Genomic DNA, 18,678 nt, shown 5'->3' on the forward strand with positions numbered 1-18,678 from the left:
TAATCTTAAGACAATATTAATAAAACTTTAATCAAGATAATTACCTCATAATTTTTTGTTAAGGTCATCAGATCTCTATATTTGCATTCGTAATTTTTATTGAATCTAAATAAATACCATGAAACATAATTTAATACTATTCTTAGCCTTGATAAGTTTTGCTGCTTCTTATAGCCAAGATTACACAAGTATAGATAATAGTACAGCAAACGATACTGTAAAAAACAAAAAAGGAGAAACTCTTAATGAAGTTTTAATCACAGCCAATAAACCTAAAAAACCAATTTCGGCAGCACGTTCGGGAATTAAAGTAATGGACTTGCCACAAAGTGTTCAGGTTGTTGGCAGCGAAGTAATCGAACAACAACAAGCAATTAGATTAAGTGAAGTAGTAAAAAACCTTAATGGTGTTTATGTAGGATCTGCTCGTGGTGGCGCACAGGAATCATTCTTTTCAAGAGGATATGATATGAGTGCCAATAATATGTTTAAAAATGGTTTTCGATATAATGCCGGTTCTATACCTGAAGTTTCTTCTTTAGAAAAAGTTGAATTTTTAAAAGGAGGTTCAGCTTTATTGTATGGAAATGTTGCTCCTGGCGGAATTATGAATTTAGTTACCAAAACACCAAAATTTACAAGCGGTGGAGAAGTTTCTATGCAAATGGGAAGTTACTCTTATTATAAGCCATCTATTGACTTTTACGGACCTTTAAATAAATCTATTGCCTACAGATTTACAGGGTCGTATGAAAACTCAGAAAGCTTTAGAGATTATGTAAAAAACGAACGTATTTATATCAATCCTTCGTTTTTATTTCATGTCTCAGATAAAACACAAATCACATTACAAGGAGATTATTTAAGTGCTGACTGGACTCCGGATTTTGGAACCGGAATCTACGGAAAAACAATTTTAGACTTGCCTCGTAACGAGTTCTTCGGAGCACTTTGGTCTACTGCAAATACTAAATCTTCCAGCGCTTCTTTATTATTTAACCATGATTTTAATAAAAACTGGAAATTAAATTTTAATTCTTCTTACCAATCTTACCGCAGAACTCAAACATCTACAGCACAGTTAAGTACAATCGATGCTAATGGAAATTGGAAACGTGGTTTAACAAAAGCTGACGCAGCCGAACAAATTTTTGGCGACCAGTTAAGTTTACAGGGAACTTTCAATACAGGAAGTGTAAAACACCAAATTTTCACTGGTGCTGACTACGAAAACTCTTTAGCTCCAAGTTATACTTTTGGATTCTATGCTCCTGGAAAACCTGCAGACCTTTTAACAACAGAAGCTACCGCTATAAACTTATATACTTACGATTATAGCACACAAAATACTGTTATTCCTTATCCAGCAAGAACTACTCAATTAACAAGTACAGAAACGCAACGTTTTGGAGCATATTTTCAAGATTTAGTTTCGATAAATCAATACATAAAAGTTCTGGCGGGATTACGTTGGTCATGGCAGCAAAGCGAAGCTACCACTACAAAAGAAGTGATAGAGAAAAAGAATAATGTAAACGTCATTACAACTGCTTACGAAGATGCACTACCAGTAATTGGTACTAAATCTATTAGCAAAGCTTTTTCACCTAAGGCTGGATTGGTAGTTCAGCCAACTAAAGATTTGTCTTTATTTGCAAGTTACTCCAACTCTTTTACCCCAAATACAGGAACAACCGTAGATTCACAACCATTAGACCCATCTATTATAGATCAGTATGAAGTTGGTGTAAAAAAAGATTTCTTCAAAGGTCTTTTGACTACAAACGTAACATTATATCAAATTACCAATAACAATTTAGCGCAAACAGCTCAATATTTATCAGACGGTGTTACACAAAACGTTAATACTAATCTAAAAGAATTAGTTGGAGCTACAAAAGGAAAAGGAGTAGAAATAGATATTACTGCGACACCTTTAGAAGGTTTGAACATTATGGCTGGTTATAGTTTTAATGAAACCAAAGTATCTAAATCATCTGGCACAAGCGGAAGTCTTGTTGTTGGAGATGTTTTAGCAAGAACTCCAAAAAACACTGCCAATTTGAGCTTTTTCTACAAATTGCCAAGCGGTTTATTAAAAGGAGTGACTTTTGGAGCTATTGGAAACTATGTTGGAGATCGTACAGGAGGATGGAATGATGATTATTTATGGACAGAAAACACGCCTGCAACCAATCCAAAAACATATACTGTAACGATTAGAGATCGTGATATTCCCTTGGAAGGATACGTTACTATAGATGCTTCTCTTGGATATGAATGGAAAAAATTCTCAATCTTATGCCGATTATCAAACATTACAAATGAATTGAATTATACAGTTCACGAAAATTATAGTGTAAACCCAATCGCGCCTCGTCAGGTAATGACTAGTTTACGTTATAAATTCTAAAATTTTGAATTAGATTTTCTCCATTCAGGGTTTTCTGATTACTAGAAATTAGAATGTTCTTTTGGAAATTTTAAACCTCATCTTGCAAAAGTTGAGGTTTTTTATTTTGTTAAAAATGTGTCTCATTTTATAATTACTTTTGTTTGTATAAATCACTACAAATTTAAACCCCAAATATGTCAGATTCCAAAAAGAACCAATTAAAGAAAAGTTTAGGATTAAGTTTTAATATTGCCGTATTAATTGGAGGAACAATTGGAGTTGGAATTTTAAGAACACCGGGCACAATTGCAGGAATGCTTGACAATTACTGGCTTATTATTGCTTCATGGCTTATTGGCGGAATTTATGTTTTAATTGGTGCCAATTCTTATGCAGAACTGGCTACAATGCTACCAAAAGCCGGAGGATCTTACAATTACATCAAAAGAGCTTTTGGCAATTATGCCGGTTTTCTTTCAGGTTGGTTTGATTATATTACCAATGCCATTCCGCCTGCTTTTTATTGTATCGTAATTAGTGAATATCTTATAATTCTGTTTCCGGGTCTGGCTAATTTTTCGACCGAAATTGCCATTTCACTATTAATTGCCTTTGTTTTATTGCATTTAAGCGGAGTAAAAAACGGAAGTGTTATTCAGCAAATAACCAGTTTTTTAAAAGTGATTTGTTTTGTGGCTTTAGTTGTGGCTTGTTTTATGTATTCAGGTGTAAAATTAGATCCAATTCCGAAAAATAATACTGTCTTTCAAATTGGGTTATTATTTGGATTTTTTAAGTCTCTTCAACTGATCATCGGAACTTATAATGGCTGGAACGCTGTTTGTTTTTTTGCAGAAGAAAATGAAAATCCGGGCAAAAATATCCCGAAATCTTTATATAGCGGTGTATTGCTTGTTATAGCTATTTATGTTCTGATAAACATTGCTTTTTTCTATATTTTGCCCATTGAAACTGTAGCAAAATCTAATTTGGCTGCTGCCGATGTCGCCAATATTATTTTTGGAAAAAACGGTGCAATTATCGTTACCGTAATTTCTATTTTTTCTTTGATTAGTATTCTGAATGCCTTTATGATGATCCCTCCAAGAATTTTATACGGATTAAGCCGCGATGGTTTTTTTATCGAAAAAGGTACAACAGTCAACAAAGGCGGAACTCCTATTGTTGCGCTTTTGGTTTCGTCACTTTTCAGTTTGTTTTTAATTTGTATTGGTTCATTTGAAGTCCTGTTTTCTTTTGCTGCCTTCACCTCTATTATTGTTTGGGGATTGGCTTATTTTTCTTTGATTAAACTAAGAAAGTCCGAACCGGATTTACCAAGACCTTATCGCTCCTTTTGGCATCCATGGAGTACGATAATTGCTATTATAGCTTCTTTTGCATTATTGATTGGTTTTATTTTTAGTGATCCTAAAAGCTTTGTGATTATTGTGGGAATTACAGCCGTTTCTTACCCTTTATTTTTGGTTTTAAATCGAAAGAAAAACACATAATACTATTCTGAATCTTTAAAATAAAGTTAGAACCGTTTCTTAATTGAGACGGTTTTTTTTTGCTCTTTTTTGAAGCCTCATTTACTTTTTCTACATAAAAGGGAAAAGTTCAGCTATCTATAAAAGGATCTCACGCCTTTATTTATTCTTCTTAAGCAGGATTTTGGGGAATTATTTTTAAAAAATATCAACAACTTAAAAATCAGGTATTTATACGCTATTTCACTTCGTTTACTTTAACGAGATTTGTTATTGTTGAAGTAAATTCATACAAAACTATATTAGTTTGTAAATAAAATTATAGAAACAATATTTTAAAAGTTTTTCTTACTAACCATTTAATCCTCAGAATTATGAAAATGAAAACCACTTTGTTTTACGTATTCTGTCAAATCACAAATGACAGAAGTCCTCCCTTTTTTTTCCAAAGAACAAATCATGAAAAAATTTATCCTTAAAAATCAAAAAATCATATGAAAAATTTATACCAAATTATTCTCTTCCTGATTTGCGGAATCATGTATTCCCAAACGCAAAATGATATTGAAAAGATTAAGTCTGAAACAAATGTCGCAGAACTCGAAGCTTTAAGTATAAAATACAAAGCGGAGGCAGATAGAAATAAGGAAAGAGCAATAAGTCTTGCCCGAACTAATGGCTGGAGCCTGACCATTATTAATAAAGACGGGACGCAAAGTGAGTTGATGGACGTTACTCCGGACGGAAAGTCGCCAATTTACTTTACTCCTGAAAATGCCGACGCAGCAAAATCAACCCGAACAAATTATTTAAATTCCGGTGGTGGTTTGGGTCTTACACTCAACGGACAAACCATGACAGCCTATGTTTGGGATGGTGGCGCTACACTACCTACTCATAACGAATTTGGCGGAAGGGTTTCTATTTTAGATGGTGCCACCGTTATTAATCCGGCAAACAACAATAGTCAGCATGCCAATCACGTTACAGGTACTATCGTTGCTGCAGGTGTGGTAGCGCAGGCAAAAGGAATGGCTTATCAGGCAAATGCCAGAACCAACGATTGGAATAGTGATTTGTCTGAAGCCACAGCAGCAGCTGGTTCAAGCGGAATGTTATTATCCAATCATTCTTATGGATGGGCAACAAGAAGTTCTCCGGGAGGGCCTATTTTAATTGCTCCATGGCAATTTGGTGCTTACCAAACCATTGCAAGAGATTGGGATAACGTAATGTTTAATGCGCCGTACTACTTAATGGTAAAAGCTGCGGGAAATGATGGTAATGACAACACTGCAAATCCAAGCCCTATAGGAGGTGCAAGCTATGATAAGCTGACTGGATTTGCTACCTGCAAAAACAATCTTGTAATTGCAAATGCTAATGATGCTGTAATAAGCAGTACTGGAGCATTATCAAGTGTTACTATTAATGCCTCCAGCAGTCAGGGTCCTACAGACGATTTAAGAATCAAGCCGGATCTTACCGGAAACGGGACTTTGCTGTATTCGACCGCTACGCTTACATCTGTAATAACACCACTAACAAATAGCAGTTACGGAAACGCAACCGGAACTTCGATGGCGTCTCCCAACGTTACCGGAACATTGCTTTTGCTGCAACAACATTACAAAAACAAAACCGGCGGGTTTATGCGTGCTGCAACCTTAAAAGGATTGGCATTACATACCGCAGACGATGCCGGTCCGGTTGGTCCTGATGCTATTTTTGGATGGGGATTACTAAATGCAAAATTTGCAGCCGAAACTATTACAAAAAAAGGAACGAATGCTATTATCGACGAAAACACATTAAATAACGGAGCAAATTATAGTTTTACGGTAACATCTGATGGTGTAAATCCTTTGATTGCTTCAATTTCATGGACAGATCCCGCAGGTGCAGCTTATTTTGGAAGCACACCAAATATTGGTACTGCCAAATTGGTAAACGATCTCGATATTCGCGTAACCAATACAGCGGGAACTACTTTTCCTTACAAATTGTTAACAGCCACCACAAACACATTGGGTGATAATACCAGGGATCCGTTTGAGAGAATCAAGATCATTGGGGCTGCTGGCAACTACACGATAAGTATTTCTCATAAAGGAACTTTGGTAAACAGCCTTCAAAAATATTCTGTTATTGTTACCGGAATAGTGCCTCCGCTGGCTGATCTTTATATAAAAGACAGACCATTTGATACTGGTGTACAACCCAATCCGGATTCAGGACCTATGTGGATAAGCGATGATATTTGGGTAAGACAAAATATTGATGCAGGACTTGTACATCAAAATCCTGAATATAAAACAAGTTCACCAAATGCCGTATACATTAGAGTTTATAACAGAGGAACCGCTACAAGTTCTGCTTCAAAAGTAAAACTATATTTTGCCAAGGCATCTACAGGACTAACATGGCCTACTAACTTTATTAATTTTAGTGTACTTGGCGTATTACATGGCGATCTAATTGGCGAAGTTAATATTCCGGCCATAACTGCAGGCAGCAGTGCAATTGTTATGATTCCGTGGTATCCGCCAAACCCAGGTGATTTTTCATTTGACCAGCATCATTTTTGTTTAGCAGCCAGAATTGAATCTTTTGGTGATCCAATGTTTAATGAAGTTAATGGCAGTATTGCTCCAAATGCTAAAAACAACAATAATATTGCCTGGAAAAACCTGAGTGTTTACAATTTAAATACTACTGATGTTGTAGCGCCAACAGCCGTTTTTATTAGGGGAATAAAATCTAAATCTGTAAATATTAGATTTCTGGATAAAGGATTTAATGAAAACCTTAAAAACAATTTCTTCGAATTAGGCGGAACTATAGAAGCTACTCTTGATGCACGTTTATTTGAAAGAGCAGAATCTAATGGAAGCCTGAGAAGTGTGAAAATTATCGATAAAAATAAAATTCTGATCACTTCGGCAGAAGCGGCAATTACTAATTTACCTATCGATAATGGAGAAACTTTTGGGATAACATTTGATTTTAGGGTAGCAAGAGACTTTCCTGCCGAGGAACAAATTACTTTAGATGTCATTCAGGAAGATGCCTTAAAAGGTGAATTAGAAGGCGGTGAACGTTTTGCTCTTGTAAAAGCTGACAAACCTAACACTAAAACTGATGAAATCGTACTTAAAGAAGCAGAAGATTCCAGAGTATTTACGATTTATCCTAATCCAACAAACGGCATTTTTAAAATTAGCATCAACAATGCCGAACAGGGAACTTTAAAAATATCAAGCCTTTATAATGGTGTTGTTTTTGAAGAAAAAACCAATAAAGAAACAGAATTTAATGTGAATATCGCAAAACAAACTCCTGGAATCTATATAGTTCAGTTTATTTCTGATAAAGGAATTGTAACTACCAGAAAGATCATTAAAAACTAATTTCTGAGATTTAAATTATTTTAAAAAAAATCCCAATACTAAATTTAGTATTGGGATTTTATATTTAAAAGAAAATCTGATTCTTATTTCAATCCAGCAATACTCTGCTCGATTGTAGCAATCTTAGCCAAAGCATCAGCTTCTTTTTGTTTTTCGTTTGCTAAAACTTTTTCAGGTGCTCCGGCAACAAATTTTTCGTTAGACAATTTTGCCTGAACCGATTTTAAGAAACCTTGCGTGTAAACTAATTCCGCAGATAATTTTGCAATTTCAGCTTCAACATCAATATTTCCTCCTGAAATCGGAATGAAATATTCATTTGATTTTACACGGAAAGATAATGCTCCGTCTACTTTAGCAGAAACATATTCGAAAGCAGAAATATTTCCTAATTTCGTTACGATTGAATCAAAATAAGTCGAAATGTTTTCGCTGTTGATTGCTTTCAATTCGATAGCATCTTTAAACGGAATATTTTTATCTTTTCTGATCGTTCTGATTCCAGAAATTACTTCAATTGTATTATCAAAATCAGCAATTAAATTCGTATTAAATGGTTTTAATTCTGGCCAGGTCGAAACGATTAAAGCTTCTTCCGGAGTTCTGTCAGCAATTAAATGCCAAATTTCCTCAGTTAAGAAAGGCATAAATGGGTGAAGCAATTTCAGGTTACTTTCTAACATTTCGATTGCTTTATCAAACGTTGCTTTATCGATTGGCTGTTGGTACGCCGGTTTGATCATCTCTAAAAACCAAGAACAGAAATCATCCCAAACCAATTTATAAATAGCCATTAATGAATCTGAAATTCTGTATTTTTCGAAATTATCTTCAATATCAACTAATGTTTGCTGCAATTTAGCCTCAAACCATTCAATTGCTACTTTTGATGATTCCGGCTGCGAAATAGTTTCTGAAACTTCCCACCCTTTAATCAATTTAAATGCATTCCAAATCTTATTCGAAAATGCTTTTCCCTGATTACATAATTCTTCATCAAACATAATATCGTTTCCTGCAGAAGCGCTTAAAAGCAATCCTACACGAACTCCATCAGCTCCGAATTTATCGATCAAATCTAAAGGATCAGGAGAATTTCCTAATGATTTAGACATTTTACGACGTTGTTTATCACGAACTAAACCAGTTAAATATACGTTTGTAAACGGTTTTTCACCTGCATATTCGTAACCTGCAATAATCATTCTCGCAACCCAGAAAAACAAAATATCCGGACCTGTAACCAAGTCATTTGTTGGATAATAATATTTATAATCTGCACTTTCCGGATCCATTATTCCACCAAAAACTGACATCGGCCACAACCATGACGAAAACCACGTATCTAACGCATCAACATCCTGTGTTAAATTATTAATTGTTAATTGTTGATTGTTAGTTTTTTCCTGTGTTAATTTTAACGCATCTTCGATGTTTTCTGCAACTACGAAATCTTCTTTTCCGTCTCCGTAATAATAAGCCGGGATTTGTTGTCCCCACCATAATTGACGTGAGATATTCCAATCACGAATATTGTTTAACCAATGCGCATAAGTGTTTTCGAAACGTTTTGGATGTAATTTAATTTCTCCCGTTTCTAAAACTGATTTAATTGCCGGTTTTACTAAATCTTCCATTTTTAAAAACCATTGGTCTGATAATCTTGGTTCGATTACCGCTTTGGTTCTTTCAGATGTTCCTACTTTATTCAAATGGATTTCGGTTTTTGCCAAAGCTCCAATTTCTTCTAACTCTTTTGCAATTTCGGTACGAACCACAAAACGATCTTTCCCCTGATAATGTAATCCGAAACTATTTAGCGTAGCATCTTCATTAAAAATATCAACGATTTCAAGATTGTGTTTTTCTCCTAATGCTTTATCGTTTACATCATGCGCCGGAGTTACTTTTAAACATCCGGTTCCGAATTCTACATCAACATATTCATCTTCGATAATCGGAATTACTCGACCACAAATAGGAACGATGGCGCTTTTACCTTTTAAATGTGTAAAACGCTCATCATTTGGGTTGATACAAATAGCAGTATCTCCAAAGATAGTCTCAGGACGTGTTGTGGCAATGGTTAAAAATTCCTCAGTTCCCTCAATTTTATAGTTTAGGAAAAATAATTTTCCTTGTTGTTCTTCATAAATAACTTCTTCGTCAGACAGCGTTGTTTTTGCTTCCGGATCCCAGTTTACCATTCGGTATCCTCTGTAAATTAATCCTTTGTTGTATAAATCTACAAATGATTTAATTACAGATGCAGACATATCTGGGTCCATCGTAAATTTGGTTCTTTCCCAGTCGCATGATGCTCCCAGTTTTTTAAGCTGATCCAGGATAACGCCACCGTATTTATCTGTCCATTCCCAGGCGTGCGCCAAAAATTCTTCACGGGTTAAATCATTTTTATTGATTCCTTCCGCTTTTAATTTTGCAACAACTTTTGCTTCAGTCGCAATCGATGCGTGATCCGTTCCCGGAACCCAACAGGCGTTGAAACCTTTAAGACGCGCTCTACGAATTAAAACATCCTGAATTGTATTATTCAACATATGTCCCATGTGCAAGACTCCTGTCACGTTTGGTGGCGGAATTACAATTGTATAAGGTGTTCTATGATCTGGCTCCGAATGAAAATAATTATTTTTCATCCAGTAATCATACCATTTATTCTCGATCGTTTTAGCGTCAAATTGTGCTGGAATACTCATTTATAGATTGTTTAATCGTGGATATGTTTAATCGTTAATTTGTTACTTCGTTTAATCGTCTAAGCTTAATCAATGAAACGATTAAACAGTTAAACAAATTAACAATAAAAAAAATTGGTTCAATTTTTGTAATTATAACTGACAGCAAAAGTAAATAATTAAGTACACTATAAAAAGCGAAATAATAATTTGTGTATTAATTAAAACAAAGTATATTTACTTACAACTTAAAAACAATTTCAAAATGAAAAATGTTGCCACTTTTATTGTAATAGTATTATTTAGTGCAATAGGTTATTCGCAGAACGGTCCAAAAATTGAATTTTCGGCACCGGACAATACAGTTGATTATGGGAAAATATCAAAAAGTGATAATGGAGTTCGCTCTTTTGAATTTACAAACACCGGAGACGCCCCATTATTAATTACATCTGCAGAATCAACAGTAAGCACGATCGTCGTTACAAAACCTGCTGCTGCAATTATGCCGGGTAAAAAAGGAAAAATCGATGTGAAATATAATATGGCTGCAGGTCCTATTCGTAAAACAATTACTGTAGAAACCAACGCTGTAAATTATCCTGATGGTAGAGTTGCCCTAAAAATTAAAGGGGAAGTTTTATAAAAAATTACATTCTAAAAATAGTAAAGCCGCTTCAAATGAAGCGGCTTTTTTATGTCTTTTCATAAATGACAAATACATTACACATTTTTATTCTTTTATATTTCCAACCATAGCCCGCGGTTTCAACCGTGGGACACAATACAAGGCGAAACAATATACGCCCAATGGTTAAAACCATTGGCTATATTTACAATAATTACGTTGCTTTTATGAGTAAATCTTTGTCAAAGTTCAAACTTTGACAAAGATAATTACGCGTAATAAATCCGACAGGTTTTTAAAACCTGTCGGGTTTACTATGACGTTTTATTTGTCAGTGCATTCAACACTTTCAAATTTATATTTTACACGTTCAAAATCAATAGGTTTGTCTTTTACTAAGTACGTTACCCCCATTGTTGTCTGCATTGTACCATTTCCTAAAATCAACTGTTTATCACGTTTTAAAAGTGCCATTGGATTTTTAAAAATTCTGTCTTTGCTTGCCAGCTCTTTAAATGTATAGTCTACAAATAATGTATCACCATGAAATTCTCCAGCAACTTCACCCGTTCTTACTGTTGAAGGCGCCACTTTCATTACCATATCTCCGGTTAATTTTCCGTTTTTTAAGGTATTCAATTTTAAATCTATTGTATCTTTTTCGTATATGGCCTTATAGCATTCACTGCTTACAATCTTTTCTCCCTCAGCTTTAACAGCTTCGATTTCTTTTTGTTTTTCTTCTTTTTTACAGCTTTGAAATCCGACTAAGGTCAGAAGCAAAAATGGTATGACTAGTTTTTTCATAATTATATTAAATTCAATAGTTATTATACGTCGATGAATTTACAAATTTTTAATTACAAATTCACTTCTTCTGTTCAATTCATGATCTTCTTCTGAACAGGCATCATCGGTTTTACATTTTATAATCGGTACAGATTCCCCATAACCTTTTGCAGTAACTCTCTTTGAATCTATTCCGGATTGAATGATGAATTCCCTTGTTGAATTGGCTCTTTTTTGCGACAAATCTTCATTAAATTTTGCATTTCCACGCGAGTCTGTATGTGATCCAATTTCGATTACCATTCCGGGATATTTGTTCATTAAAAACACAACCCTGCTCAAAACCACTTTTGATTCTTTACGGATATACCACATATTGTAATCAAAATAAATTGGATCTGTTTTGATGATCAATCTGTTTTTATCATCTTTTATGACATCTTTTTCCTGTTCTAAAATCTGTTTTACTTTTTCATTCTTTTTAACTTCAGCTGCGACAATTGCTGCTTCTTTGGCTTTTTTCTCTTTTTCTTTTAATTGAACAGCCACCAAAGCCTCTTTTTTCTTATTCTCTTCTTCTATAATAATTTCCTGTTTTCTTTTCTTTTCGGCATTTTCTTTTTCTTCCAGTTTAATTGCATCTAAAGATTTTAACGCCAAAGATGCATCGTTTGTTTTATTTCTGGTTTTGTCCAAAGATAAAGTTACGGACTCATTTGTGTATTTTTCCTTGAAAGCCGAGACCTTATAACCAGCTTCGCATGCAACTGTAAAACTAAATTTTCCATCTGCAGAAGTTGTAATCGTATTCAGGGTTTTATTTTCTGAATCCTGCAAAATTACTGTTGCGTTTTCAAGCACCAGTTTTGTATCAATATCTGTAATTGTTCCTGCGATAAATTGCTTACAATCTTCGACAATTAGATCTTTGATTTCCTTAAATTGATAAATATCGTCGCTTCCTTTTCCTCCTTCTCTGTTTGATGCAAAATATCCTTCTTTGGTATTTGAATTGATATTAAAGGAGAAATCATCTAAATTTGAATTTAATGGTAAACCGATATTGGTTGGTTTTGAATATTCATTTCCTGTAATATCAGAAACAAAAACATCCAGCGATCCATATCCTAAATGTCCATCTGAAGAAAAATAAAGTTTATTATCATCAGAGGCAAACGGAAATTGTTCTCTTTTATCTGTATTGATAATTGGTCCAAGATTTTTTGGCGTATCAAAAGCTCCTTTATTAATGTTTACCGAATAAATATCAAATGAACCTAAACTTCCGGGCATGTCAGAGGCAAAGTACAATACTTTTTCATCGGCACTCAAAGCCGGATGTTCTACAGAATAATTCGGACTATTGAATGGAAGTGAAACAATATTTTTCCATTTTCCTTCAACCAATTCGGCTTTGAAAATTTGAAGATTTGAAATTTTCTGATCGTTCTTTTTCTTGCTTCCGTTTTTAGAATTATTTCGGGTAAAATAAATGGTTTTTCCATCTTTTGTAAAAATAGCGTTGGCTTCGTGTACGCCTGTTTTTAATTCGTCGGCAAAATATGTCACAATTGTTTCTGCAGAATTACTATTTTCAACCGGAACCTTTACCAGATTCAAATAAGTTTCATTGTCCCATTTGTATTTTTTGTCGAACAATCCGGGTTTTAATTTCACGCCTGCAAAAACCAGATTGTCTTTGTATTTAACAGCTCCAAATTCGGAATTCGGTGTATTTATTGCGAGATTTTTGATGTCAAATCTGTTCCCAATTGCTGATACATTTTCAAGTTCTTTTAATTCTTTCTGAAAATAAACAGAATCCTGGCTATTGGCTGATTTCGCATAATATTCTTTTAAAACAACATTTGCGTCGGCATAACTATTACTTGCTTTTAAGGTTTGAGCATATCTAAAATAATATTGTCTGTCTAAATCTTTGTTATAATTAGTGACCAAAAGCCTGTAATAACGCTGTGCTTTGATTAAGTCATTTGTATAATAATAAGAATCGGCCAGATTTTTAATTACTTCCTGCGAAGGTTTGGTTTCTGCCAGTTTTTGATATAAAATAATGGCTTCGCTGTAATAGGTTTTATCAAAAAACCGTTTAGCTCTGATCAATTCCTGATCTTGCGCATTTACAAACTGTATTGAAAATACGAATATAATAACGAGTAGTTTTTTCATATTTTTCATTTTAAAAGAATCTAGGTGATTTATCAAATCCTTTTCCTAATAAATCCAGATCAAAAAGCAGCATAATTTCGTGTGTTCCTGAATTAAACTGTCCTAAATTTGAAAGTGTATAATCGTATGCATAACCAACTCTAAGAGACGGCGTAACATTAATATTTACTAAGCCGCTTATAGCATCATCGATTCTATACGCAGCACCAAATTCAAATTTATTATTATACAAAACATTGGCCGTAATATCTATAGAAAGTGGCGCGCCAGTAACATATTTGGTCATGAAGGCGGGTTTTAACTTCACCTTTTCATTGATTTGGAAAACATATCCGGCGGTTAAAAAGGTATGAATATCTTCTGATCCGAAGGCGTTTATTCCTGATTTTTCTTCGATATGTTTCGTATTTAATAAGTTTGGCGCTGATAATCCGACATAAAAATTGTTTCTGAAAAAGTAAGCTCCTACTCCAATATTGGGTTTGGTTACGTTTACATTTTCGGCGAAAGCCAAATCTGTTGAGGTATCGCCACTTTGCAAAACAAAACCATTAAAATTGGTCTGAATAGACGAAAATCCTGCTTTTAAACCTAATGAAAGTCTGTTTTGTCCTCCCAAATTAAGTACATAGGCAAAATCAGCGTAGACGTTATTTTCTTTTTTTGCCCCGTCGCCAATATCATCAGATATTAATGACAAACCTACTTCGACTTTATCATTTATGGCTGTGTGACCAAAAAAGGTAAACGTTTTAGGAGCACCAACTGCGCCAACCCATTGTGTTCTGTACAATCCGCCCAGATTAATCATTGCCGGCATTCCTGTTGCATATGCCGGATTTACAACACTCATATTGTACATATAATGTGTGTATTCCGGATCCTGCTGTGCGGATATTGATGTTATATAAAAGAAAAAACTTATAAAAATTATTATGTTTTTCATTGAATGTATTATTAAAAAGTAAAAAGGAATTATCTGTTTAAGTAAAGACGGCCTTGTTTAGGAGGTCGATTGTCTTTATTAAAATTCAGAATATAAAAATAGACTCCGTTTGGCGCCATTCCGCTGCCAATTCCTTCTCTTTCATAATTTAAACCATCCCATCCCGGTTTATTTTTATGCCCTTTATACATTCCGTTTCCGTATCTGTTAAAAATTTCAATTGTATAATCTGGATATAAAAATTCAATATTCGGAATGACGTAAGTGTCGTTTACACCATCTCCGTTTGGAGAAAATCCGTCAGGAATAAAAAAGTCATTCGGCACATCATCGCAATCTGTTAATGTAACCGTTACTTCGAGATAATCATAAGAAAAACAATCACTTGTGCCCGAAAAATCAAAACCATAATATCTTCCCTGTTCTGTTAAAGCAGTTGTTGACGGCAATAAATTTCCGTTGTTTGGCGCATCGTACCAAACTATTGTTGCAGGAACATTGGTGTTGTTAGATAAATCTGCAACGGTTGGGGTATTTAATCCGCAAAAATTCTGTCCGTCTGTATTTAAGACCGGAGCGGGTGTATCATTTATGGTAACTGTTATCATAGTAGGCTCTGATGTACAATTGGATGTTGTTACTTTTACCCAGTAATTGCCTGACTGTAAAACATAAGTATCTGCAAATGGTGTTGCAGATGTCGCTGAATCATACCATTTATACTGCGCACCATTGGGCTGTAAATTAGCAATTGTCGCACCATCAACTTTACAAAATTCCTGATTAATAGCAGTTGGCGCCACAGGAATTGGGTTTATAGTAAACGGATCGGCAACTCCGCTTACATTAACTCCACATGTTGTAGCGTTATTTATTAAATTTGTAACTGTTGCAGTTGTGGTTCCTGTATTTAAAAGTAATGTGGAAGGAATTATAAAAGAAGCATTTCCGCCTGTTGGATTTAACACAATAGTCTGTACTGCTGATGGATTACTTCCGGAAAGCGTATAGGATAATGTTACGTCTGTTAAATTTCCTAATCCTGAAACTGAAGCCGAAACCGCATCTCCAAAACAAACATTAGCAATTTGTATTTTCAAATTGGCACTATTCGGTAACGGATTTATAACAATATTTCCCTTTAAATTTGCTGTATTTGTACAGAGTGATATTACATGGGTTATATTGGTAATTGTTATTACACCATTTCCGCTTCGTGAATTTAATATATCCGGAATTGTAAAACTTGCCACGCCACCTGTAAACGTAACACGTACTGTCTGGAAATTGGCTGTATTGGCTCCTGAAATATTATAACGAAGGTCATAAATACCGTCAATAATTTTTACTGCATTTGATATTACTGCCACAGCATCAGCATTCTGACACGTTTTTATTGGATCAATTTTTGCTCCCGTCAGATCAGGGATTGGGTAAATGTGAAGTACATCTGATAAATTATTACTAACATTGGTACAGGCTCTTTCGCTATTCTGGGCATATACATCAAGTATTGTTACTGTAAAATCTCCAACCTGTTTAAAATAATCTGATTTTATTGGAAAAAGAAGAACTCCGTTGGTAAAATTTGCTGTAACCGTTTCTATACCAGCATTTGGTCCTGAAACACTAAATCTCACGTCATAAGTTCCATTTGGAATCGCAGCCGGACCTTTTGTAAGTCTGGCAGCATACGTTGTCGTTGGAATTTCTGTTTCGCATATATCAGGGCTAACAACAAGCGTTGCACCAGTAAGATCCAGTTTTCTTTCGATTTTAATTGTTATTTGCTGATTATCAGCATTACAAACTGCTTCCGGGGATGGAACGCTGTAATTAAAATTATAGGTGCCTGCCCCAAATCGGTTGTAAATTTTTTCAAGGTCTATAATATGATCTCCGGCAAAAGTTAATTCTCCGGTTGGTCGAGGTCCCATATCGGTCCAGATACCATTGGGATCTGCATTTGTAAGCATATTATACAAGTCATAATTGGTATAATTAGTTATCGCATCGCTACAAATCAATAAAGGAGGTTTCGCATCTCCGGCTTCTGGTGCTCTTACAACTTTTACAAATACGGTTGCCTGAGGTGGAGCCACGCAGGTTCCCTCAGTATCCATCCTGTAAGTAAAAGAGTAAAGTCCGCTTAACTCCTTAACATTAACAGATTCCTCAATATCCTTATTAGTCCTGTTATCATGCCATTTTCCATTAAGCAACGGACTGAGAAATCTACCATCAAAAGCCTGAAAAAGATTATAAGTACCTAATGCAGAACAAATTATTGTTTGAGAAGGTTTTCCCGTATAACCGCCAATTGTAACATAAACGGTTGATGAATTATCTGTACAGCCTGCAATGCCATCTACTGTATAGGTATAACTAAATACACCACTATAGGAAATAGCATGTACATTTAAGAATCCAGTTGCAGGATCCAATCCTCCCATATCATAATCATCAGACCATGTACCACCCGGAGTCGCCGATGGTCCTAACAAAGAATATAAATTAACAGATGCGTTTGCAGCACTATCATAATCACAAATTGTCAATGTTGCATCATTTCCCGCACATTGAGCGTAAGTGGTTGTTGATAGTAATGATAAAAAAACAAAAAACAAGACAACTTGTAAGAAATTAGCGTATTTTTTGACCATAAATTATATTTTTGATAAACATAATAAAAATATTACGCCAATTTATCAAAAAACTTAATTTTCTTATTAATTTCGTCAAAAAATAAGAGCAAGGTCAAAAAAAATCTCGTTAACTTCTCTTTTAATACGAATATTATAATTCGTCTTCCAGCCTGAATCGAAATTTTAAAATCAAACTATTTCTCTCTATTTCCATATTAATCCAGGCATCCTCTTCAGACTTTAAAAGATTATTTATTTGTTGAAGAGAATATTTATAAGGTAATATTTTATTGATACTTACTATTATATCTCCCTTTTGAAGTCCACATTTATCAGCCGCAGAATTTTTACGAATATTTATGATTTCATACACTGGCTTCAAAAGAAATTTATATCTGAAATTATCATTATTTTTTTCTCTATCCTCCAACTCACTTACTGATGATGCAACTTGTACTGTTTGTAAATGAACTGTTTCCTGAACCCATTGTAAACCATTATGCTGAATCGTAATTCCGCTTTTATTATAGGTAAAGGGTTCATAAAATTTGGTGTTTTTTTTAAGATATAATTTTCGGTCTGCATAATCTAAAACCAAAGTAAATCGTTTTAAAATTTCACCGCCAACAGAACCAATACGATCCGGCACCATTTTTACATTTCGAATAGAAGTCGAATCCGGAAAAGAAACAATTGGGTTTTTAAATTCGAAATCGGCAATAGAAAATTTTTCCAATTTTGCCCGATGTCCTTCAATATCACCACTAAAACCTTTTCCTAAAAAATCAGGAAAATTCTTTTGTGGCAATTTTATTTTATTGTTTTCAAAAATCCAGAATGCATCACTATTTCCTATATCAATAAGCAATTTAGCGGGTATTTCTTCACCGTTTGAAACTGCTGTTGTATAAATATAAGGTTTCGATCTTTCAATCGTAATAGGAACTGCTTTAAATTTTTTATCTAATTTTTGCCTTGTTTCATCGTTATTTAAATGAACGATAACCTTCTTTTTTTGATAATTAATTTCGACTAAATTATTTTTAAAAAATTTATGTCCGATAATTCCGTTTACCGGAATACCGATGTGAGAAGACAAGTTAAAACTCTGATCTAAAATAATATAAACCAAATGATTGCTGGATTTTATACCATGAGTTTCCAGAATATTGTTTGTTGATTTTAATCCTTCGATTTCTTCTTCACTTCCTAAACCTCTCAGCTTTATTTTTTCTATATTATTAAAACTTACTTCCTGCATTTCTTCCATACTAAACAAAATGGTTTCTTCGACTCCTGAATCGAGTAAAAAATTCAATTCAACGCCGTTTACTTTTATCGGAATAAAAACAAGATTATTAATCAATTTAAAAGGAATAATAACCTTTTTACGATTGTTTTCAATTAAAAAATCACTTTGTGCTTTTAACGATAAAACTGACAAAAGCCCAAAAAACAACACAATATATTTTTTCATTGATAA

The 18,678-nt window shown here is 34.2% G+C and carries 10 protein-coding genes; 4 read left to right on the forward strand and 6 right to left on the reverse strand.

All coding sequences use genetic code 11. The annotated features are described in order from the left end of the window. The first annotated feature begins 118 nt into the window (after positions 1-118). The 3 genes from RT99_RS19145 (at position 119) to RT99_RS24810 (ending at position 7,298) form a co-directional block, all read left to right on the forward strand. Positions 119-2,413 (forward strand): TonB-dependent siderophore receptor, encoded by a 2,295-nt coding sequence (locus tag RT99_RS19145; RefSeq protein ID WP_042566353.1) that lies wholly within the window; start codon positions 119-121, stop codon positions 2,411-2,413. Between the two features lie 176 nt (positions 2,414-2,589). Further along, positions 2,590-3,909, forward strand: a complete 1,320-nt coding sequence (locus RT99_RS19150; protein ID WP_042566354.1) for an APC family permease — start codon at positions 2,590-2,592, stop codon at positions 3,907-3,909. Positions 3,910-4,382: 473 nt separating this feature from the next. After that, the gene (locus RT99_RS24810; RefSeq protein WP_082036985.1) at positions 4,383-7,298 is read left to right on the forward strand and encodes a S8 family serine peptidase; all 2,916 of its coding nucleotides are present in this window, start codon (positions 4,383-4,385) and stop codon (positions 7,296-7,298) included. 83 nt (positions 7,299-7,381) lie between these two features. On the opposite strand, the gene RT99_RS19160 is transcribed toward RT99_RS24810, so the two are convergent. Further along, positions 7,382-10,018, reverse strand: coding sequence for a valine--tRNA ligase (locus tag RT99_RS19160; protein WP_042566355.1), 2,637 nt, complete (start codon positions 10,016-10,018; stop codon positions 7,382-7,384). Positions 10,019-10,262: 244 nt separating this feature from the next. Here RT99_RS19160 and RT99_RS19165 point away from each other — a divergent pair, with 244 nt between their 5' ends. Beyond that, the gene (locus RT99_RS19165; RefSeq protein WP_042566356.1) at positions 10,263-10,643 is read left to right on the forward strand and encodes a DUF1573 domain-containing protein; all 381 of its coding nucleotides are present in this window, start codon (positions 10,263-10,265) and stop codon (positions 10,641-10,643) included. A 306-nt stretch (positions 10,644-10,949) separates the two neighbouring features. On the opposite strand, the gene RT99_RS19170 is transcribed toward RT99_RS19165, so the two are convergent. From RT99_RS19170 to RT99_RS19190, 5 genes are all read right to left on the reverse strand, one after another. Next, on the reverse strand, positions 10,950-11,432 hold the full coding sequence (locus tag RT99_RS19170) for a hypothetical protein (protein WP_042566357.1): 483 nt from the start codon (positions 11,430-11,432) through the stop codon (positions 10,950-10,952). Positions 11,433-11,471: 39 nt separating this feature from the next. Then, the gene (locus tag RT99_RS19175) at positions 11,472-13,604 is read right to left on the reverse strand and encodes an OmpA family protein (RefSeq protein WP_042566437.1); all 2,133 of its coding nucleotides are present in this window, start codon (positions 13,602-13,604) and stop codon (positions 11,472-11,474) included. Between the two features lie 10 nt (positions 13,605-13,614). Further along, on the reverse strand, positions 13,615-14,550 hold the full coding sequence (locus RT99_RS19180) for a type IX secretion system membrane protein PorP/SprF (protein WP_042566358.1): 936 nt from the start codon (positions 14,548-14,550) through the stop codon (positions 13,615-13,617). A 29-nt stretch (positions 14,551-14,579) separates the two neighbouring features. Beyond that, a complete protein-coding gene (locus RT99_RS19185) occupies positions 14,580-17,213 on the reverse strand; it encodes a gliding motility-associated C-terminal domain-containing protein (protein ID WP_042566359.1) in 2,634 nt (877 codons plus the stop codon). A 133-nt stretch (positions 17,214-17,346) separates the two neighbouring features. After that, positions 17,347-18,672 (reverse strand): PDZ domain-containing protein, encoded by a 1,326-nt coding sequence (locus RT99_RS19190; protein WP_042566360.1) that lies wholly within the window; start codon positions 18,670-18,672, stop codon positions 17,347-17,349. Positions 18,673-18,678 lie beyond the last annotated feature (6 nt).

Origin of the sequence: Flavobacterium sp. MEB061 (assembly GCF_000834715.1) — a bacterium.
In the GTDB taxonomy this organism is placed as follows: domain Bacteria; phylum Bacteroidota; class Bacteroidia; order Flavobacteriales; family Flavobacteriaceae; genus Flavobacterium; species Flavobacterium pectinovorum.